This window comes from Kineococcus sp. R86509 (assembly GCF_042466365.1).
Classification (GTDB): domain Bacteria; phylum Actinomycetota; class Actinomycetes; order Actinomycetales; family Kineococcaceae; genus Kineococcus.
Map to the genome: position 1 here is coordinate 759,724 of NZ_JAXHCE010000001.1, position 19,863 is coordinate 779,586.

A 19,863-nucleotide genomic window follows, 5' to 3' on the forward strand; every position below is an offset into this window, starting at 1 on the left:
CCCCGGCCGGGGCCGTATCCTTGCCCGCATGGCACGACGTGAGAAGCCTGCGGGCGCGACCCCGGCAGAGAAGCCGAAGAAGCAGCGGTTCGCCCGGACCCGCCAGCTGAAGCAGGTCTACGACATGACCGTCCGGGTCGACCCGGGCGCGAAGTGGGTGCTGCTGGCGGCCCTGCTGGGGCCGATCGTGGTGGGTCTCGTCCTGGGCCTGCTCGTGGACCACCCGATCTACTTCACGATCCTCGGCGTCATGGTCGGCGTCCTGCTCGCGATGTTCCTGCTCGGCCGGCGCGCCGAGCGCGCCGCCTACATGAACCTCGACGGGCAGAAGGGTGCCGCCGGTGCGGCCCTGAGCTCCATCCGCCGCGGCTGGACGATCGAGCAGGAACCCGTCGCCGCCGAGGCCCGCAGCCAGGACATGGTCTTCCGCGCGACCGGTCGCGCCGGGATCGTCCTCGTCGGGGACGGCCCGCCGACCCGGGTCAAGAAGCTGCTCGAGGCCGAACGCCGCAAGGTCAACCGGATCGCGCCCAACGTCCCGGTGCACCTGTTCACCGTCGGCGACGGTGGCGGCGAGAACGAGGTGCCGCTGCGCAAGCTGGCGTCGCGCGTCCAGCGCCTCAAGCCGCAGCTGACCAAGGACGAGGTGGCCACCGTGCAGAAGCGCCTCAAGGCCCTCGGCGGCATCCGTCCCCCCGTGCCCAAGGGCATCGACCCGATGCGCGCCCGCCCGGACCGTCGGGCCATGCGCGGTCGCTGACCGCCCGCTCGCACCGCAACGGGGAAGCCCGCCGTTCGCACGACCGTCGAGGTCGCGCAGAGCGGCGGGCTTCGTCGTGCGCGGGGCGGTCAGCGCCGCACGACGACCACCTGGGCGGCCTTGTCGTGCAGCCCGCGGCGGTCGGGGTCGGTGATGACCGCGGGGATGACGATGCTCAGCAGCAGCGCGCGGGCGAAGCCGGCGACGAAGCCGACGGGACGCCCGTCCAGGCGCCGCACCGCGATCCCGACGACGGCGTGGCCGATCGTCATCCCGATCGTGGACACCAGCAGCAGGTGCATGACGAAGAAGACCAGCAGCGGACCGAACTGGGCCCCCAGGGACGTGAGGAAGGCGCGGGCGATGAGGCTCGCGATCACCCAGTCGACGAGCACCCCGAGGAAGCGACGTCCCCAGCCGGCCACGGAGCCGCGGCCCTCGACGGGCAGTCCGAGCCGGACCCCGGCGGGTTGCGGGGGCGTGTTCTCGATCGATCGCTCGGCCACCCGGTCAGCGTACGTGGGCTCGGCGGGTCTCCCTGTCCCCACCTCCACGATCTCGGTAAGCTGCCGGAAACGCGGTCGTAACGAGCACGAAACATCGTGCCCCTACGGTCAGCGCGTCCGCGGCGGCTCGACATCCGGGCCGGATCCGTTTCTGGAGGTTGGATGTTCAGCAACGCCCAAGAGGTCCTCGACTACATCGCGAGTGAGGACGTGAAGTTCGTCGACATCCGGTTCTGCGACCTGCCGGGCGTGATGCAGCACTTCACCATCCCCGCGAAGACGCTCGACCTCGACGCGCTCTCCGAGGGCCAGATGTTCGACGGATCCTCGATCCGCGGCTTCCAGGCCATCCACGAGTCGGACATGAAGCTCATCGCGGACCCGACGTCGGCCTTCCTGGACCCGTTCCGCAAGGAGAAGACCCTCGTCATCAACCACTCGATCGTGGACCCGTTCACGAACGAGGCGTACAGCCGGGACCCGCGCAACATCGCGGCCAAGGCCGAGGCGTACCTGAAGACGACCGGCATCGCCGACACCGTCTTCTTCGGCCCCGAGGCCGAGTTCTACATCTTCGACGACGTGCGCTTCGAGACGAACCAGCGCGAGTCGTACTACCACATCGACTCCATCGAGGCCGCGTGGAACACCGGTCGCAAGGAGGAGGGTGGCAACCTCGGGTACAAGACCCGGTACAAGGGTGGCTACTTCCCCGTCGCGCCGATCGACCACTTCTCGGACCTGCGGGACGAGATGGTCGTGGAGCTGGAGAAGGCCGGTCTCAGCGTCGAGCGCGCGCACCACGAGGTGGGCACCGCCGGTCAGGCCGAGATCAACTACCGGTTCGACACCCTGAAGAACGCCGGCGACCAGCTGCTGCTCTTCAAGTACATCATCAAGAACGTGGCGCTGCGCAACGGTCACACCGTGACCTTCATGCCCAAGCCGCTGTTCGGTGACAACGGTTCCGGCATGCACTGCCACCAGTCGCTCTGGAAGGACGGCGAGCCCCTCTTCTACGACGAGAAGGGCTACGGCGGTCTCTCCGACCTCGCGCGCTGGTACATCGGCGGTCTGCTGCACCACGCGCCGTCGCTGCTGGCCTTCACCAACCCGACGGTGAACTCCTACCACCGTCTGGTCCCGGGCTACGAGGCACCGGTGAACCTGGTCTACTCGGCCCGCAACCGCTCGGCCTGCATCCGCATCCCGATCACGGGCAACTCGCCCAAGGCCAAGCGCATCGAGTTCCGCGTGCCGGACCCGTCGGCGAACCCGTACCTCGCGTTCGCGGCGCAGCTGATGGCCGGCCTCGACGGCATCAAGAACCGCATCGAACCGGCCGACCCGGTCGACAAGGACCTCTACGAGCTCCCGCCCGAGGAGCACGCGAACATCAAGACGGTCCCCTACGACCTGGGTTCCGTGCTCGACGCCCTCGAAGCCGACCACGAGTACCTCCTCGAGGGCGGCGTGTTCACGCCCGACCTCATCGAGACGTGGATCGACTACAAGCGCACCAACGAGATCGACCCGATCCGGTTGCGTCCGCACCCGCACGAGTTCGAGCTCTACTACGACATCTGATCCTCGGACCACGATCTCGCGGTGAGTTCCCGGAGCCCCCGTCCCGACGCCGACCGCGTCGGGACGGGGGCTCCGTCCGTTCCGCTCCACCCCGGCCGGGGGGCTGACCCTGGACCCCGGCCGGGGGTACCTTGTGATCTCCCGGGGACAGGACGTCGCCGTGGCAGTTGCCCAGAACACCCAAGGACGGGGATCCTCCGACGTGCCGACGACGACGATCTGCCCGGCCTGCCGCGCAGGCATGCGTGAGGCCGACACCTTCTGCTGGACGTGCGGATCCCCGCGCGACGGGGCCGTCGGGGTGGTCGCGCCGGACCGGCTCGAGGTCGTCCACCGACCGGACCCGACGCGCCGGGCGGCCCGGTCCCACGGTCGGGGTCCTTCCCGACGCCAGTCCCGGCAGATCATCGCGGTGTTCTCCGTCGCCCTCGTCGCGGCCGTGGGGATCGCCGCGTGGTGGCTGCTGAAACCCGACGAGGACACCACGAGGACGGTGCAGGCGGCTACGACGCGTTCCGCGGCCCCCTCCACCCCCGCGGCCACCCTCTCCGCCGACCCGGTGCCGGTGAGCGCTCCCCCCGCGACGGCCGAGGCCACCCCCACCGTCCAGTACCCCACCGGGGTGCTCGCGCCGTCGAAGGTCACCGCGCCCAGCACGTCACCGGACTCCGCGGACTCCGCCGGACGCACGACCACCTACCGGGCCGCGAACGTCCTGGACGGCGACCCGAGCACGGCGTGGCGCACCGAGGGCAACGCCTCGGGTTCGACGCTGGAGTTCGCCTTCGACTCCCCCGTGCGCATCACCGAGGTCGGGCTGGTGAACGGCTTCGCGAAGGTCGACCCCCACGACGGTACCGACCGCTACACGCAGGGTCGGCGCATCCTCGCGGTGACCTGGACGTTCACCACCCCGACCGGACCCGTGACGGTGCAGCAACAGTTGCGCGACGGCGACCGTGCCCTGCAACGCGTGCCCGTCCCCGCGGTGGAGGCGAGTTCCGTGGCCCTCACCGTCGACTCCGTGACCCGACCGGGCGCGGGTGGGCGCTTCGACCGCACGGCCATCAGCGACGTGCAGTTCGTCAACGCCTGATCGCGGAGAAACTCCACGACGTGTGGTGTTGTGGGTACTGTCAGTACTCACAACGCTGCGACGTGGAGGTGGGACACCGTGCGACGAAGCACCGGCCAGGGTTCTCTGACCCGGAGCCTGCGGACCGCGGGTTTCGTCCTCGCCCTCGGGGCGCTGTCCCTCTCGGCGGCTCCGGCCCACGCAGCCGCTCGCCTGCCCTGCGGGGCCGAACTCACCGTCGACACGACGCTGACCGAGGACCTGGTCTGTCCCGACGCAGGGAACGGACTCGTCGTCAGGGGGGACGGCGTCGTCCTCGACCTGGCGGGGCACCGCATCGTCGGCGGCGGCTCGTCCGGGGTGCTCGTCCAGGGACGTGACGTCGTCGTGCGGGGCGGGACCGTCACCGCCTTCGGCGAGGGGATCTCCGTCTGGGGCGGCGCCTCGGCGACCGTCGAGCGGGTCACGTTGCTGCGCAACATCACCGGGATCGACAGCGACGGCGAGGCGGTGCTGCGCGACTCGCAGGTGCGCGCCAACTCCCGGGGCGTCCTCGCCGAAGGTGACGGCGTCGTCTCGGTCGAGGGGTCCGACCTGGCCCGCAACCCGACCGCGGTCTCCGCCTACGACGGTGGCGACGTGCGCATCACGGACTCCACGGTCCGCAGCAACCAGCGGGCGCTGGACTGCGACGCCGGGACGCTCCACGTACGACGCTCGGTCGTCCTCGACAGCGGGACCGCGGTGCGCGTGAACGGGTGCGCCGGCTCGTCGGTCGCAGGCAGCCTCTTCGTCCACAACGACGTGCAGGTCGTGGATCCCGCCCTGGCGACCCGCCAGATCGCCTTCTCCTGCACGCGCTTCCTCGACGGGCGCTCGGCTCCCGCCGCCGTGCCCTGCCCCTGAGTTCGCGATCTCTTCCCACCACTGTGACCACTCGTGAGGATCCGAGAGAGGACCACCCCGTGCGATTACTCGCCACCACCCTGCTCGTCCCCGCCCTGCTGTTCGCCGGAGCCGGAACCGCCGCCGCGGCGAACGACCCGGTGGCCTGCGGGGACGCCCTCACCACGAACACCCGGCTCACCGAGTCCCTGTACTGCGAGGACGGCCCGGGACTGCGCATCGACACCCCAGGGGTCACCCTCGACCTCGGTGGGCACTCCATCGTCGGCAGCGCCGGAATCGGCGTCTCCGTGACCGCCGACGGGGTCACCGTCTCCGGCGGCGAGGTCGTCGGGTTCCCGGTCGGCGTCTACACCGGCACGCCGGAGAACGAGTACGAGTACGCCGGCGGTTTCGACCTGCCGGACCTGCCCCCCACCGACGACCAGGGTCCCCCGGCGACGGTGGTGCTGGACCGCCTGCAGGTCAACCGGAACGGCGACCTCGGTCTCGAGGTCGCCGGTGCCGCCACGACGCTGACCGGTTCCGCGCTCGTGGGCAACGACACCGGCGCCCGGGCCGAGTACGGCGGAGAACTCCGGGTGACCGCCAGCGAGGTCACCGGCAACGGCCTCGGCCTCCAGGCCCTCGAAGGTGGCCCCGTCCGGGTGGAGAAGTCGTTGTTGCGCCGCAACGGCACCGCGGCGGGTTGCTCGGAGAGCGCCGTCTTCGTCGCCGACTCCGTGGTCGCCGACAACAGCACCGGGATCGACTACTTCGTCTGCGGTGGTTCCTCGGTCGTCCGGTCGTTCTTCAGCCACAACGACCAGCACATCGCCAGTGAGGGGTTCCCCGACCAGCTCCCCACCGTCGGCTGCACGGTGTTCGTGCTGGGTGGCCCCGCCCCGGACTTCCCGAAGGCCCCTTGCTTCTGAGCGCTACAACTGCACGCCGCGGGTGAGGGCACCGTCCACCACGAGGTTGGTCCCGGTGACGAAGCTGGCCGCGGGGCTGGACAGGAACACCACCGGCCGGGCGATCTCCTCGGGGGTCGCCATCCGGCCGGTGGGGTTCAGGGCCAGGGCCTCGGCGAAGAACTGCGGGTCGTTGCGTTCGGTCAGCTGCCACACCCCACCCTCGAAGTAGGTGTTGCCCGGTGAGACGGTGTTCGCCCGCACCCCCTCCGCGGCGAACTGGTGGGCGAGACCCTGGGTGTAGGCGACGAGGGCGGCCTTGACCGTCCCGTAGGGGCCGGCGAAGGCGTCGACCTCGCGGCCGGAGACGCTGCCGATCGTCACGATGGACCCTCCGCCCCCGCGGCGCAGGTGCGGCAGGGAGGCGTCCACCAGGGCGACGGTGCCCATGAGGTCGACGTCGAGCGACAACCGCCAGGACTCCTGGTCGTTGGCCGCGGCGATGGCGCTGACGTTCGCGACGACGGCGTCGATCCCGCCGAGTTCGGCGACGACGTCGTCCACCCAGACGAACACCTCGTCCCGGTGGGCGACGTCCACGACGGCACCGCGCAGGGTCCCCGGTCCGCCCGCGGCCGCGACAGCCGCCTCGACGTCGTCGGCCGTCCGCGCGCACATCGCGACGTCGGCCCCCTCGGCCAGGAACTCCGCGACGATGGCCGCGCCGATCCCCTTCGTCCCGCCGGTCACCAGGACGCGGGCACCGTCCAGCTGCAGGTCCACCAGTTCTCCTCTCAGCCGCGCGCGAGGGCGCGCAACCGGTCGTGGGCGCCGTCGTAGGCGGGCTTCGGCGTGGGCAGCAGGCGTTTCGGGAGCTTCGTCGGCACGCTGTAGTTCACGTCGACGGCGTTGGCCAGCGGGACCTCGCTGATCTGGGAGAGCAACTGGTAGGCGTCGAGGGTCTCCAGTCCGTAGAGCTCCTCGAGCCAGCCGACCGCCTCGACCTGGCCGATGCGCCAGGCGTCCTCGAGCGGGCGGGAGGAACCCACGACCGTCCAGTGGGTGTCGGACTCCATCCGCGGCCAGGCCGGGGCGGGGAAACCGGCGGAACCCTTGACGAGGTCGACCAGGACGAGCGAGTTCATCGCGCCCTCCACGGCCGTTCCGCAGGACTCGCCCTCGCCCTGGCGGTAGTGCCCGTCGCCCAGGGAGAACAGCGCCCCGGGGACGTTGACCCGCAGGTAGACCGTCGTGCCGGCCTTGGCCTCGGGGGTGTCCATGTTGCCGCCGAAGGAGTCCGGGACCAGCGACGAACGGACCTCCCCGGCCGCCGGGGCCACCCCGATGGTGCCGAGCATGGGTTCGAGCGGCAGCGCGACGCGGAAGTCCCCCGCGGAGGCCTCGAACGCGACGGTGCCGGCCGCGGAGTCGAGCTGGTAGATCCAGGTCCGCTCGGGCAGCGCGGGCTGCAGGGTGGCCGTGCGGTCGGTGCCGGTGAGCCCCCCGAAGAACGGGATGAGCGCCGAGGCGCCCCAGGTCCGGGCCGGCGTCAGTTCGGCCAGGTGCAGGACCAGGGTGTCGCCCGGTTCGGCGCCCTCGACGAAGAACGGCCCGGTCTGCGGGTTGACGAACGGCATCTGCAGCGAGGCGCCGGGCAGGTCCGCGACGGAACGCAGCCTCCCGCAGAAGGCGTCGTCGCTCCACAACCGCAGGGCCGTCCCGGGACGCACGGTCATCACCGGCGCGACCCCGCCGAACGTCCAGGCGTACTGCTCGGGGGTCGGGGTGAACTCCACGATCTCGACGTCGGGGTGCACGGTCCTCCACTCGGAAACGGTTGCGCTCGATGATCTTCTACCGCACTTGCCGTCGCGACGGAAGACCTGGGCCCCGTCCCCGCTCACTGCGCGGGGGGCGGTGTGCCCTCCGACCGTGCCGTGGAGCTGCGCACGGCCTCGACGAACTCGGCGTCGACCCGGGCGAGTTCCCCGGCGAGTTCCGAGGCGAGGCTCGCGTCGTGGTCGGCGGTGGAGGCCCGTCGGGGGCGTTCGTCCTCAGGGAAACCGGTCGGGTGGGAGGACCGGGATCACAGGGCTCGGTACGGATCACGGAACGTCCCGGGGTGTCGGCGGCGGGGGCCCGGAGGCGGGCGGTGGGACCTGTCGCCGCCCGAGCGCCCGCGGCGGGCGTTCACGCGGATCACCACCCGGACGGGCGTCGCCCCGGGGGCGGATTAGGTTGGGTCCGCACGGACGCGCGGAGGTGTCGTCCGGGACGACGAGAGGTGGGAACACGGTGAGCCAGACGGTGGACACGCACGGTCAACCCTTGAAGCTGGGGTACAAGGCGTCCGCGGAGCAGTTCGCGCCCGGCGAGCTCGCCGACTTCGCCGTCCAGGCCGAGGAGCAGGGGCTGGACTCGGTGTGGATCTCCGACCACTTCCAGCCGTGGCGCCACGTCGACGGCCACGCCCCCGCCGCCCTCGTCTGGCTGCCGTGGGTCGCGGCGAAGACGTCCCGCGTCCAGCTCGGCACCAGCGTCCTGACCCCGACGCTGCGCTACAACCCGGCCGTCATCGCCCAGGCCTTCGCGACGCTGGGCTGCCTCGCCCCGGGCCGCGCGATCCTCGGCATCGGCACGGGTGAGGCCCTCAACGAGACCGCCGTGGGCGCGGACTTCCCCGAGATCAAGGAACGCTTCGCCCGGATGCGCGAGGCCGTCCGTCTCATCAAGAAGCTCTGGAGCGAGGAACGCGTCACCTTCGAGGGCGACTACTACACCCTGCGCGACGCGACGGTCTACGACCGTCCCGAGCAGCCCGTCCCGATCTACATCGCCGGCGGCGGCCCCGGCGTCACGAAGTACGCCGGCCGCGCGGGTGACGGCTACATCTGCACCTCCGGCAAGGGCATGGACCTCTACTCCGAGACCCTCCTGCCCGCCCTGAAGGAGGGTCTGGAGGCCTCGGGTCGCACCGAGGAGCAGATCGACCGGACCATCGAGATCAAGCTGTCCTTCGACGAGGACCCCGCCCGGGCGCTGGAGAACACCCGGTTCTGGGCTCCGTTGTCCTTGACGCAGGAGCAGAAGGCCTCCGTCCACGACCCGATCGAGATGGCCCGCCTCGCCGACGAACTGCCCATCGAGCAGGTCGCCAAGCGCTGGATCGTCTCCTCCGATCCCGCCGAGGTCGCCGCCGCCGTGCAGGGCTACGTCGACGCCGGGTTCACCCACCTCGTCTTCCACGCCCCCGGCCAGGACCAGTCGCGGTTCCTGACCCAGTTCAGCGCCGACGTCGTGCCCCTCCTGCGTCCTTGAGTCAGGACTCCTCGCGGCCGTAGAAGACGCGTTCGACGACGGCGCGGCAGCGACGGGTCGTCCGCAGGTACAGCTCCTCGAACTCCCGTGAACTGCCGGGTTCGAATCCGAACATGCGGGCGACGCCGTCGAGGTCGCGGGCCTGGGTGGGCAGGGAGTCCCCGGACTTCCCCCGCCACAGGGCGACGGCGTTGCGCGCGCGGGACGCGAGGTCCCAGGCGGTGAGCAGCACGTCGGCGTCCCCGGCGGCGAGGAGACCGGCCTGGACGGCGGCCCGCAACGCCCGGGGCGTCGACGTCGTCCGCAGCCCCTCGTGCTCCCCGGCGTGCTGCAGCTGCAGCAGTTGCGCGGTCCACTCGACGTCGGAGATCCCCCCGCGGCCCAGTTTCAGGTGCCGCGACGGGTCCGCCCCGCGGGGCAGGCGTTCCGCCTCGACGCGGGCCTTGATCCGCCGGACCTCACGCACGTCGGCCTCGGCCAGACCCCCTGCGGGCCAGCGCAGCGGGTCGATGAGCTCGAGGAACGCCTCGCCGAGGTCGGCGTCGCCGGCGACGGGACGCGCACGCAGCAACGCTTGCGCCTCCCAGGACAGGGACCAGCGTTCGTAGTAGGCGCGGTAGCTCGACAACGACCGCACGAGGGGACCGTTGCGGCCTTCCGGGCGCAGGTCGGCGTCGACCTCGAGGGCGGGTTCCGGGCCAGGCGCCCCGAGCGCCCGGCGCAGTTCCCCCACGACCTCGGTGGCGGCCTGCTGGGCCTTCGTCTCGTCCGCACCGGGCAGGGGGTCGTGCACGAACAGCACGTCCGCGTCGCTGCCGTAGCCGGTCTCCCCCGCGCCGAGACGGCCCATCCCGACGACGACGACCTTCGTCGGCAGCGGCTCACCGCGCCGGCGTTCCACCGCCCGCACGCTCAACCCGAGCGCCACCTCGAGGACGGCCTGGTCGGCGTCGCTCAGCGCCTGCCCGACGCCCGCGAGGTCGCGGACCCCGACGAGGTCGGCCACGACGGTGCGGAACTGCTCCCGGCGACGGACCCCGCGGGCGGCGAGGACGGCGGCGCCGACGTCCTCGCGGCGACGGGCGGCGGCCTCCGCGTCGGCGATGACCTCGGAGACGTCCTCGGCCGCGAGCCGGTCCTCCCCCGCGAACACCGCGACCGCCTCCGGGGAACGCAGCAGCAGTTCCACCGGCAACCGGGCCGCGGAGAGCACGTACGCCAGACGTTCCGCGGCGGCACCCGCGTCGCGCAGCATGGTCAGGTACCACTGGGTCCCGGCGAGCGCCTCGGACACCTGCCGGAAGGCGAGCAACCCGGCGTCGGGGTCCGCGCCGTCGGCGAACCAGCCGAGCATGACGGGCAGCAGGGTGCGCTGGATGCTCGCGCGCCGGCTCACCCCGGAGGTCAGCGCCTCGAGGTGGCGCAGCGCTACGGCCGGGTCGCGGTAGCCGAGGGCGGCGAGGCGTTCGCGGGCGGCCTGCGGGCTGAGCTGCGCGTCGATGCGGGCGTCGGCGGCGGGCAGTTTCGCGACGGCCGTCAGCAACGGCCGGTAGAACAGCTTCTCGTGCAGGCGGCGGACGTCGCGCCGGGTTCCGCGCCACACCTCGTCGAGCGCCTTCACCGGGTCGGGGCGCAGGCCCAGGGAGCGTCCCAGCCGTCGGAGGTCCGCCTCCCCCGTGGGCATGACGTGGGTGCGCCGCAACCGGTGCACCTGGATGCGGTGCTCCAACGACCGCAGCAGCCGGTAGTCGCGGTCGAGCTCACCGGCGTCGTGGCGTCCGACGTAGCCGTAGGCGGCGAGGGAGTCGAGGGCCTCGAGGGTGTTCGCGCTGCGGCGCAGGCGTTCGTCGCTGCGACCGTGGACCATCTGCAGCAGCTGGATGCTGAACTCGACGTCGCGCAGACCACCGGCACCGAGCTTCAGCTGCCGGTCGGCCTCCTTGGAGGGGATGAGCGCCTCGACGCGGCGCCGCATCGACTGCACGTCGGCGACGAAACCCTCGCGTTCGCTGGCGCTCCAGACCATCGGCGCGATCGCGGAGATGTAGGCCCAGCCCAGGTCGAGGTCCCCGGCGACGGGCCGGGCCTTGAGCAGGGCCTGGAACTCCCACGTCTTGGCCCACCGGCGGTAGTACTCGACGTGGCTGTCCAGGGTGCGGACCAGCGACCCGGACTTCCCCTCCGGGCGCAACGCCGCGTCGACCTCCCACAGCGATCCCTCGCCGGTGGGTTCGGAGCAGATGCGTTGCAGCGCGACGGCGAGCTTCGCGCCGACGGCGAGCGCGTCGTCCTCGGCGGCCCCCGGAGCGGGCTCGGCCACGTAGACGACGTCGACGTCGGAGAGGTAGTTCAGTTCCCGCCCGCCGGTCTTGCCCATCCCCAGGACGGCCAGGCGGCAGGCGCGCCAGGACCCGGGTTCCTCGCCCGGGTCGTGGTCGGGAAGTTCCGCACGGGCGATCGCGAGCGCCGCCTCGAGGGCCGCCGCCGCGAGGTCGGCGAGTTCGGCGGAGGTGACGGGCAGGACGGTGAGCGGGTCGGCGGAGGCGAGGTCGCGTCCGGCGAGGCCGAGGAGACGGCGGCGGTAGGCGACCCGCAGCGCGTCCGTGGGGGTCCGTCCGGAACGGCCCGCCGTGGCGACCGGGTCCGGGTCGTCGGCGTTCGCACCGACGGCGGCGAGCAGTTCGGCGCGCAGTTCCCCGGCGTCGGGCGGGGTCGCGGCGGCGAGGACCGTCCAGTGCCGGGGGTGGCGCACCAGGTGGTCGCCCAGCGCCATCGAGCCGCCGAGGACGGCGAGGAGGCGGGCGCGGGTCCCGACGACCTCGGGCACGTGGTCGCCCCGCAGGAGGTTCAGCGCGGCGGCGATCCCCTCGACCTCGTGGGAGGCGGAGCTGCGGTCGAACCCGGCGGTGAGGGACTCGGCCCACCGGACCAGGCCGAGCAGGGCCTGGTCCGGGTCGGCCGTGCGGGCCAGCGAACGGACGAGCTCGCCGGTGGAGTCGGTGAACTCGCCGTCGGCGGCCACGTCGTCCACGTCGCGGACGACGCCCCGCAGCGCCGGGTCGCGCAGCAGCCGTGCGGCCCGGTCCGGGTCGGCGAACCCGGCCCGGACCAGTTGCGCGGTGGCGGAGGAGCGGCGTCCGCGCGTGCCGCCCGGTGTGGTGCTCACAGCAGGGGCAGGTACCGCTTGAGCTCGAAGGGGGTCACCTGCGAGCGGTAGTCGGCCCACTCCTGGCGCTTGTTGCGCAGGAAGTAGTCGAACACCCCTTCACCGAGGGCCTCGGCGACGAGTTCGGACTTCTCCATGACGGCGATGGCGTGCTCGAGGCTCTGCGGGAGCGGTTCGATGCCCATCGAGCGACGTTCGGCGTCGGTGAGGGACCAGACGTCGTCCTCGGCGCCGTCGGGCAGGTCGTAGCCCTCCTCGATGCCCTTGAGCCCGGCGGTGAGCAGCAGCGCGAAGGCGAGGTAGGGGTTGGCCGCGGAGTCCAGCGCGCGGTACTCGATGCGCACCGACTGGCCCTTGGAGGGTTTGTACATCGGTACCCGGACGAGCGCGGAGCGGTTGTTGTGGCCCCAGCAGACGTAGCTGGGGGCCTCACCCCCGGACCAGAGCCGCTTGTAGGAGTTGACGAACTGGTTCGTCACGGCGGTGATCTCGGCCGCGTGGCGGAGGATGCCGGCGATGAACTGCCGTCCGGTGCGGGAGAGCTGGTACTCCGCACCGGCCTCGTAGAAGGCGTTGGCGTCGCCGTCGAAGAGGGACAGGTGGGTGTGCATGCCCGAACCCGGTTCCCCGGCGAGGGGTTTGGGCATGAAGCTGGCGTACACGCCCTGGTCTCCCGCGACCTCCTTGAGGACGGTGCGGAAGGTCATGATGTTGTCGGCCGTGGTGAGGGCGTCGGCGTAGCGCAGGTCGATCTCGTTCTGCCCCGGGCCGCCCTCGTGGTGGCTGAACTCGACGGAGATGCCCATGCTCTCCAACGTCGAGATCGCCGTGCGGCGGAAGTCGGTGGTGGTGCTGCCCGGGTGGTTGTCGAAGTAGCCGACGTAGTCGACGGGTTCGGGCACCGCCCCACGTTCCAGGGGGGTCTTGAAGAGGTAGAACTCGATCTCGGGGTGGGTGTAGAAGGTGTAGCCCTGCTGCGCCGCGCGGTCGAGGGCGCGCTTGAGCACGAACCGCGGGTCCGAGCGCGCCGGCTGCCCGTCCGGGGTGAGGATGTCGCAGAAGATGCGGGCCGTGCCCTGGTGCTCGTCGCTGGCGCGCCAGGGCAGCACCTGGAACGTCGACGGCTCGGGCTTGAGCAGCATGTCGGACTCCGACACCCGCGAGAGTCCCTCGATCGCGGAACCGTCGAACCCGATTCCCTCGCCGAAGGCTCCTTCGAGCTCGGCGGGTGCGATCGCCACCGACTTCAACGTCCCGATGACGTCGGTGAACCAGAGCCGGACGAAGCGGATGTCCCGCTCCTCCAGCGTCCGCAGCACGAACTCCTGCTGGCGGTCCATGGCACCCTTTCCGTCGCTTCCCTCGCCGGGCCGTCGGCGGTCGTCGCCGGCCCCGGCCTCATCATCGCGCACCCCCGCCCCCGGGGGGACGCACACCCCGCCGCGCCCGCCTGTCGCACCCACGAGGGTCACCACGGGCCGCACCCACCGGTGTCACCACGCGCGGACGCGTGGAGTGAGGTGTGGGTGTGCCGAAGTAGTCGCCCCAGCGCCTGGTTCGGGACACCCACGCCTCACTCCACGACCCGGCCTCCTCAGACGGCCAGCCGCGGACGCGCCACCACGGCGGGGCGCGTCGCCCGGCGCAGGGCGAGGTAGGCGCGCTCGACCGCCCGCAGCACCCGGCGGCCGTCGCTCCGCAGGGTGCGCGGCGAGAACGCCATCACCGGCACGCCCGCCGTCCCGAGGGCGGTGTCGCTGCGCAGCGTCCACTCCCAGTCCTCCTCGGCGAAGTGGTGGCTGCGGGAGTGCACCTGCAGCGCCAGGCCCACCTCGTCCACGAACCCGTCCGGGCTAGGGAGCGTCTCCCCCGTCACCGTGGTGAGGACGGGGTTGAGCAGGACCGTGGGGAGGACCGAGCTCGAGGCGAGCAGGTCCGCGAGTTCGCTCTCGGGGATGGACCAGGCGCCGCCGGAGACCTCCTGGACGGCGGCCCGGACGGCGGCGCTCCCCCGGACGGCCCCCGCCTCCACCTCCGACGCGAGGTGGTCCACCGTCACGAACCGCCGCTGCACCGCCTCGAAGACCACGGCCCGGACGGCGTCACCGCGCAGCTGACGGGCCGCGTCGACGACGGTGCGCGGTGGTGAGGTGAAGGCCAGCGGGCCCCTGGACCACTCGTGGGGATCGGGTCGTCGCGTCCGACGGACCGACACCCCGGGACGTTCGCGACTCTTCGCCCCCCAGGGCACGAACAGGCGTCGCACCCCGTCCTCCGGCACCGAGGTGAGTCCGAAGTAGCGGGCCGCGGTGGTGGAGCCGATCTGCGCGCCCGGCCCGGCGAAGAGCTGCGCCGCGACGAGCCGCTGCGCCGGATCGAGCCGGCCCGTGGTCGTCGCGACGACGCTGCCGTGCACGAGCCGCCACTCACGTCCGAGGGCCCAGCGGATCTGGTGCGTGCTCACCCCCGCGTCGTAGAGCTGTCGTCGGGTGAGCAGGCCGTGCTGCTCGTGCAGGACGGGGCGCAGGGAGTCGGGGATCCAGGACACGTGCGGAGGGTGCACGTGGTTGCGCCCGTCGTCCCGCCGCTGCGGCGCACGCTGTGGACGACTCGGCGGCGGGGCGCCCTGTGGACACCGTGGTGACGCCCGGGCCGACCTCGTGGAGTGAGGTGTCGGTGCGACGAAGTGGGCGCCAGGGCAGCCGATCCGTCGCACCGACACCTCACTCCACACCTCACGAGGGTGGTGACACCGATGGGTGCGACGGGGCGGGTGGTGAGCCACCCGTGCACCTGGGCAACCGCCCCCCGGGACGCTCACTACGCTGACCCCATGCCTCAGCTGCGGGTGGCCATGGCCCAGATCGACACGACGGTCGGTGACCTCGACGGCAACGTCGCGGCCATCCGCGCGTGGACGCGGCGGGCGGCGCAGGAAGGGGCGCACCTGGTGCTGTTCCCCGAGACCGCCGTCACGGGGTACCCGGTGGAGGACCTGGCGCTGCGCACGTCCTTCGTGGACGCCTCGAAGCAGGCCGTGAAGCGGTTGGCGCGCGAGCTCGCCGACGACGGTCACGGCGACGTGACGGTCGTGGTCGGCTACGTCGACCGGGCCGGGGAGGACACCCGGCCGGCGACGGCGGGACGACCCAAGGGGCTGCCGCAGAACTGCGCGGCCGTGCTGCACGGCGGGCGCGTCGTGGCGCGCTACGCGAAGCACCACCTGCCCAACTACGGCGTCTTCGACGAGTACCGCATCTTCGTCCCGGGTGACGACCTCCTCGTGGTCCGGGTCAAGGGCGTCGACGTGGCCATCGCGATCTGCGAGGACCTCTGGCAGGACGGCGGACCGGTGCAGATGGCCGGTGACGCCGGGGCGGGGCTGCTCGCGGTCATCAACGCCTCGCCCTACGAACGCAACAAGGACGACGTCCGCCTGGAACTCGTCGCGCGGCGCGCGGCCGAGGCCGGCTGCCCCATCGCCTACGTCAACGCCGTCGGCGGTCAGGACGAACTCGTCTTCGACGGCGACTCCCTCGTCGTGGCGCCCGAGGGCACCGTCCTGGCCCGCGGCCCGCAGTTCCGCGAGGAACTCGTCGTCGTGGACCTCGAGGTCCCCGAGGGGGTGAAGACCCCGGGCTGGGAGGAGAACATCCAGCGCGCGACGATCAGCGCGGACCTCGTCCCGGCCTACCAGCCCACCGTCTCCCCGGTCCTCGAGCCGCTGCCCGACGTGGCCGACGTGCACGCGGCGCTGGTGCTGGGTCTGCGCGACTACGTGCGCAAGAACGGTTTCCGTTCCGTCGTGATCGCGGTCTCCGGGGGCATCGACTCCGCGCTCGTCGCCAGCCTGGCCTGCGACGCGATCGGTCCGGAGAACGTCGTCGGGATCTCGTTGCCGTCGGGGTACTCCAGCCAGCACTCCAAGGACGACGCCGAGGACCTCGCGAACCGCTGCGGCTTCGAGTACCGGCAGTACCCGATCGCCCCGATGGTCGACGTCTTCCTCCAAACCGTTCCGCTGCAGGGGGTCGCGGAGGAGAACCTGCAGGCCCGGGTGCGCGGGACGACGATCATGGGACTCGCGAACCAGGAGGGTCACCTGACCCTGGCGACGAGCAACAAGAGCGAGCTCGCCGTGGGGTACTCGACGCTGTACGGCGACTCCGTGGGTGGCTACGCGCCGTTGAAGGACGTCCCCAAGACGCTGGTGTGGGACCTGTCGAACTGGCGCAACGCCGACGCGGCCTCGCGGGGCGAGCAGCCGCCGATCCCCGAGAACACCATCACCAAACCCCCGTCGGCGGAACTGCGCCCGGACCAGACCGACCAGGACTCGTTGCCGCCCTACGAGGTCCTCGACGCGATCCTCGAGGACTACGTCGAGGGTGACATGGGCCGCGCGGACATGCTCGAGGCGGGTTTCGACCCCACGGTCGTGGACTCCGTCGTCACCCTCGTCGACCGCGCGGAGTGGAAGCGGCGCCAGTTCGCACCCGGGCCGAAGATCTCCTACAAGGCGTTCGGACGTGACCGGCGCCTGCCGATCACGAACCGCTGGCGCGAACCCGCGGCGTCGGCGACGCTGACGCCGCCGGTCGAGGTCAAGACCGACTCCCCGTTGGGACGGAACTGACATGGCCTACGCCACCGAGGCGCCCGCGAAACGGCGCCGGACCCGCATCCACCACTTCCAGGAGTGGAAGGACGCGGGCGAGAAGTGGTCGATGCTGACCAGCTACGACGCGATGACCGCCGCGGTCTTCGACGAGGCGGGGATCCCGGCGCTGCTCGTGGGCGACTCCGCCGCCAACACCGTGTACGGGATGGCGACGACGATCCCGGTGACCATCGAGCAGTTGCTGCCGCTGGTGCGGGCCGTCGTCGCGGGCGCCCCGCACGCCTTCGTCGTGGCCGACCTCCCGTTCGGCTCCTACGAGGCCTCGGACGAGCTCGCGGTGACCTCTGCGGTGCGGATGATGAAGGAGGGCGGCGCGCACGCGGTGAAGTTCGAGGGCGGCGCGCAGCGCGCCGGCCGCGTCCGGGCCGTCGTCGACGCCGGCATCCCGGTGATGGCGCACATCGGGTTCACCCCCCAGTCCGAGCACGCCCTCGGCGGGTACCGGGTCCAGGGTCGCGGCGAGGCGGGCGACCGGGTCCTCACCGACGCCCGCGCGCTGGCCGAGGCGGGCGCCTTCGCGGTGCTCATGGAGATGGTCCCGGCCGACGTCGCGGAGCAGGTCACGAAGACCCTGGCCGTCCCGACGGTGGGCATCGGGGCCGGCAGCGGCACCGACGGTCAGGTCCTGGTCTGGCAGGACTTCGCGGGCCTGACGGAGCGCACCGCGTCGTTCGTGAAGAAGTTCGCCGACGTCCGCACCGCGCTGCTCGACGGGGCACGCGCCTACGCCGCCGAGGTCCGGGGCGGTTCGTTCCCCGGCCCCGAGCACTCCTTCCAGCAGGACCGCAGCCGGTGACGCCCGGCAGGTGCTCGCCACCGGCTGCTGCGGTGGTGAGCCTCGTCCGTGACGGCTCACGCGACCGACCGTGCGTGCGCCGCGTTCCCCGCTGAAACGCCGTCAGCCGCGCAGGGCCACCGCCTGGGCGGAACGGATGGCCTCGGCTGCCGTGAGGACCTCGTCCTTCCAGGAACGGTAGTCGCTCTCACTGATCCCGTGCTCCGCGCACAGCTCCTCCAGCGGGCACTCCTCACGGATCCCGGCCAGGACGATGGCCAGTTTCTCGCGGGCGGGCAGCGGCCGGCTCGTCCGCCTCTGACCGAGGAAGGCTGCGGCGATGACCAGGGCAGCGCCGAGGAGGATGACGTCCTTGAGGACGTACTGCCCCTCCAACGTCGGGGCGTGGTGGGGACCGGCGAAGAGGCGGTGCGGCAGCAGGACGATCGGGGAGAGGATCCCCGCCAGCTGGGGAACCAGGAGGAGGAGGGCCGCGGGCAGGAACCTCCCGCCGAGCAGCAGGCACGCACCGATGACCGTCTCCAGCGAGGCGACGCCGATCAGTGCGAGGTGGTCGGGGACCAGTCCGAAGGTCAGCATGCGGGTGGTCGTCACCGCGAGGTCTTGCGCCGGGCTGGTTCCGGGAAAGAACTTCAGGACACCGAAACCGAGGAACACGACTCCCATGCTCAGCCGCAGCACCAGGAGACTGTGAGCCATCAACACCCTGGACGCCGTGGCACTCGCTCGGTCCAGGTGTCCTCGGGGTGTCATCACGGTGGTTCTTCGGAGCGGACACCGCGCGCGATGGGTCCAGACCGCCCCGGCCCGGACTGGACCGGAGTTCTCACCCGGTCGATCCGACGGCGCAGGCCCTGGTGACGATCCTGCCGATGCGGTGGGGCGGCAGGTCCGGGAGCACGAGCGACTCGCCGCCAGCCCCCGCGGAGGGGCCGTATCGGCCGCGATCGTCCGGCGCTGGTTCCACCGACCCAGCAGACACGCCCTAGTCGAGGCGCAGCGAGAGGGCCTCGCCGCGCACGTGGTCCAGGGCGCGCCGCAACGCACCCAGGACGACGACGTCGCGACCCAGCGTCGAGGCGACCACGAGGGGGCGCGGCAGGTCGAGGAACGAGGGCAGTTCCCGGTTCACGACCTCCACGAGCGCCGGTGAGGCGGCACCGCCGGCCAGGATCACCCGTTCGGGGTCGAACAGGCTCACGAGCGTGACGACGATCCGCGTCAGGCGCAGTCCGGCGATCTCGACCTGCGCGGTCGCGACGAGCCCACCGGCCCGTGCGGCCGCCAGGACGTCGGCGGCCTCCTCCGTCCCGCCGAGGTCGCGCAGCACCTTGCCGAGACCCGCCGAGGACCCGACCCCCTCGACGATGTCGAGGTAGCGCATCTCCCCCACCCCACCGCGCACCCCGCGCAGCAGCCGCCCGTCGTCGACGACGCCGGCCCCGATGCGTTCCCCGGCGAGCACCGTGACCTGGTGCGCCAGACCGGCTCCGGCCCCGCACCAGCCCTCGGCCAGCGCCGCGAGGTTCGCGTCGTTCTCGACGAGGACGGGCCAGCCGAACCGGTCGCCGAGGACGCCGGCGAGGTCGGGGTTGGTGAACGCCCAGAAGGGGTTGTCCGTGCCGAGCGTCCGTCCGTCGACCCCCACCGGAGCCGGGACCCCGACCGAGACGGCCAGCACCCGGGGGGAGCCCGCCGCCGCGCACGCCTCCCGGAGGACCGCCTCGAGGGCGGCGATCCGGTGCGCGACCGGGGTCCGGCCGGCGGCCTGGTCGACGACCCGTTCGACCGTCGCCAGCGGGACACCCCGCAGGTCGGTGACCCGCACCGAGATCCGGTGCTCCCCCGCGTCGATGCCGACGACCGCCCCGGCGCGGGCGTCGAACCCGTAGCGACGGGCCGGGCGCCCCTTGACGTAGGTCCCGGTGGAGCGCTCGTTCTCCAGTTCCCGCAGCCAGCCGCGGTCGATGAGCTCGTCGCACACGTCGTGGACCGTCGCCCGGGAGAGTCCCGTCACGGCGATGAGGTCGCTGCCCGTGACGGCGGCGCCGGGGGGCAGGTCCCAGACGTGCAGGAGCACGGCGCGCGCGTTGTCGTCGCGCAGGCGGCGGGTCACCGACCCGGCGGTGGAACCCGTCGTCATCACCCCTTGACCCCTCCCCTCGACGCTGGGCA

Annotated in this window: 16 protein-coding genes; 8 read left to right on the top strand and 8 right to left on the bottom strand. The window is 72.1% G+C overall.

All coding sequences use genetic code 11. The features are described from left to right. Window positions 1–28 precede the first annotated feature (28 nt). Window positions 29–760 carry a DUF4191 domain-containing protein gene (locus SJY07_RS03645; protein ID WP_328295596.1) on the top strand — a complete coding sequence of 244 codons (732 nt, stop codon included), beginning with the start codon at window positions 29–31 and terminating at the stop codon, window positions 758–760. Between the two features lie 89 nt (window positions 761–849). On the opposite strand, the gene SJY07_RS03650 is transcribed toward SJY07_RS03645, so the two are convergent. Next, window positions 850–1,266, bottom strand: coding sequence for an RDD family protein (locus SJY07_RS03650; RefSeq protein WP_328295595.1), 417 nt, complete (start codon window positions 1,264–1,266; stop codon window positions 850–852). Window positions 1,267–1,428: 162 nt separating this feature from the next. Here SJY07_RS03650 and glnA point away from each other — a divergent pair, with 162 nt between their 5' ends. The 4 genes from glnA to SJY07_RS03670 all read left to right on the top strand — a co-directional run bounded on the left by glnA (window position 1,429) and on the right by SJY07_RS03670 (window position 5,748). Continuing rightward, window positions 1,429–2,853 (top strand): type I glutamate--ammonia ligase, encoded by a 1,425-nt coding sequence (gene glnA, locus SJY07_RS03655; RefSeq protein WP_328295594.1) that lies wholly within the window; start codon window positions 1,429–1,431, stop codon window positions 2,851–2,853. A gap of 160 nt (window positions 2,854–3,013) precedes the next feature. Further along, on the top strand, window positions 3,014–3,949 hold the full coding sequence (locus tag SJY07_RS03660) for a hypothetical protein (RefSeq protein ID WP_380157102.1): 936 nt from the start codon (window positions 3,014–3,016) through the stop codon (window positions 3,947–3,949). A 78-nt stretch (window positions 3,950–4,027) separates the two neighbouring features. Next, window positions 4,028–4,834: a right-handed parallel beta-helix repeat-containing protein gene (locus SJY07_RS03665; protein ID WP_380157103.1), complete on the top strand. Its 807-nt coding sequence runs from the start codon at window positions 4,028–4,030 to the stop codon at window positions 4,832–4,834. A 59-nt stretch (window positions 4,835–4,893) separates the two neighbouring features. Further along, window positions 4,894–5,748 carry a hypothetical protein gene (locus tag SJY07_RS03670; RefSeq protein WP_380157105.1) on the top strand — a complete coding sequence of 285 codons (855 nt, stop codon included), beginning with the start codon at window positions 4,894–4,896 and terminating at the stop codon, window positions 5,746–5,748. A 3-nt stretch (window positions 5,749–5,751) separates the two neighbouring features. Here the strand turns inward: SJY07_RS03670 and SJY07_RS03675 are convergent, their stop codons facing one another. Both SJY07_RS03675 and SJY07_RS03680 read right to left on the bottom strand, forming a co-directional pair. Further along, window positions 5,752–6,510 (bottom strand): SDR family NAD(P)-dependent oxidoreductase, encoded by a 759-nt coding sequence (locus tag SJY07_RS03675; protein ID WP_380157107.1) that lies wholly within the window; start codon window positions 6,508–6,510, stop codon window positions 5,752–5,754. An 11-nt stretch (window positions 6,511–6,521) separates the two neighbouring features. Next, complete coding sequence (locus SJY07_RS03680; protein WP_328295589.1) at window positions 6,522–7,544, bottom strand: acetamidase/formamidase family protein; 1,023 nt, start codon at window positions 7,542–7,544, stop codon at window positions 6,522–6,524. 478 nt (window positions 7,545–8,022) lie between these two features. Between SJY07_RS03680 and fgd the strand changes: the two genes are divergently transcribed. Next, window positions 8,023–9,045 carry a glucose-6-phosphate dehydrogenase (coenzyme-F420) gene (fgd, locus tag SJY07_RS03685; RefSeq protein ID WP_328295588.1) on the top strand — a complete coding sequence of 341 codons (1,023 nt, stop codon included), beginning with the start codon at window positions 8,023–8,025 and terminating at the stop codon, window positions 9,043–9,045. Window position 9,046: 1 nt separating this feature from the next. Here fgd and SJY07_RS03690 read toward each other — a convergent pair whose 3' ends face one another. The 3 genes from SJY07_RS03690 to SJY07_RS03700 form a co-directional block, all read right to left on the bottom strand. Beyond that, window positions 9,047–12,211, bottom strand: coding sequence for a bifunctional [glutamine synthetase] adenylyltransferase/[glutamine synthetase]-adenylyl-L-tyrosine phosphorylase (locus tag SJY07_RS03690; protein ID WP_328295587.1), 3,165 nt, complete (start codon window positions 12,209–12,211; stop codon window positions 9,047–9,049). After that, a complete protein-coding gene (locus SJY07_RS03695) occupies window positions 12,208–13,551 on the bottom strand; it encodes a glutamine synthetase family protein (RefSeq protein ID WP_328295586.1) in 1,344 nt (447 codons plus the stop codon). Before SJY07_RS03695 ends, SJY07_RS03690 begins: the two co-directional genes overlap by 4 nt. A gap of 254 nt (window positions 13,552–13,805) precedes the next feature. Then, on the bottom strand, window positions 13,806–14,759 hold the full coding sequence (locus SJY07_RS03700) for a hypothetical protein (protein ID WP_328295585.1): 954 nt from the start codon (window positions 14,757–14,759) through the stop codon (window positions 13,806–13,808). A gap of 285 nt (window positions 14,760–15,044) precedes the next feature. Here SJY07_RS03700 and SJY07_RS03705 point away from each other — a divergent pair, with 285 nt between their 5' ends. Continuing rightward, complete coding sequence (locus tag SJY07_RS03705; RefSeq protein WP_380157111.1) at window positions 15,045–16,847, top strand: NAD+ synthase; 1,803 nt, start codon at window positions 15,045–15,047, stop codon at window positions 16,845–16,847. 1 nt (window position 16,848) lies between these two features. After that, window positions 16,849–17,688 (top strand): 3-methyl-2-oxobutanoate hydroxymethyltransferase, encoded by an 840-nt coding sequence (gene panB / locus SJY07_RS03710; RefSeq protein ID WP_380157113.1) that lies wholly within the window; start codon window positions 16,849–16,851, stop codon window positions 17,686–17,688. A 102-nt stretch (window positions 17,689–17,790) separates the two neighbouring features. Here the strand turns inward: panB and SJY07_RS03715 are convergent, their stop codons facing one another. Both SJY07_RS03715 and SJY07_RS03720 read right to left on the bottom strand, forming a co-directional pair. Then, on the bottom strand, window positions 17,791–18,387 hold the full coding sequence (locus tag SJY07_RS03715) for a DoxX family membrane protein (RefSeq protein WP_380157115.1): 597 nt from the start codon (window positions 18,385–18,387) through the stop codon (window positions 17,791–17,793). 286 nt (window positions 18,388–18,673) lie between these two features. Further along, window positions 18,674–19,831: an ROK family protein gene (locus SJY07_RS03720; RefSeq protein ID WP_380162143.1), complete on the bottom strand. Its 1,158-nt coding sequence runs from the start codon at window positions 19,829–19,831 to the stop codon at window positions 18,674–18,676. Window positions 19,832–19,863 lie beyond the last annotated feature (32 nt).

What these genes read in the sequence shown, in the direction of transcription:
- SJY07_RS03645 (WP_328295596.1), top strand. Translation starts at nt 29, where the DNA reads ATGGCACGACGTGAGAAGCCTGCGGGCGCGACCCCGGCAGAGAAGCCG.
- glnA (WP_328295594.1), top strand. Translation starts at nt 1,429, where the DNA reads ATGTTCAGCAACGCCCAAGAGGTCCTCGACTACATCGCGAGTGAGGAC.
- SJY07_RS03695 (WP_328295586.1), bottom strand. Translation starts at nt 13,551, where the DNA reads ATGGACCGCCAGCAGGAGTTCGTGCTGCGGACGCTGGAGGAGCGGGAC.
- SJY07_RS03705 (WP_380157111.1), top strand. Translation starts at nt 15,045, where the DNA reads ATGCCTCAGCTGCGGGTGGCCATGGCCCAGATCGACACGACGGTCGGT.
- panB (WP_380157113.1), top strand. Translation starts at nt 16,849, where the DNA reads ATGGCCTACGCCACCGAGGCGCCCGCGAAACGGCGCCGGACCCGCATC.
- SJY07_RS03715 (WP_380157115.1), bottom strand. Translation starts at nt 18,387, where the DNA reads ATGGCTCACAGTCTCCTGGTGCTGCGGCTGAGCATGGGAGTCGTGTTC.
- SJY07_RS03720 (WP_380162143.1), bottom strand. Translation starts at nt 19,831, where the DNA reads ATGACGACGGGTTCCACCGCCGGGTCGGTGACCCGCCGCCTGCGCGAC.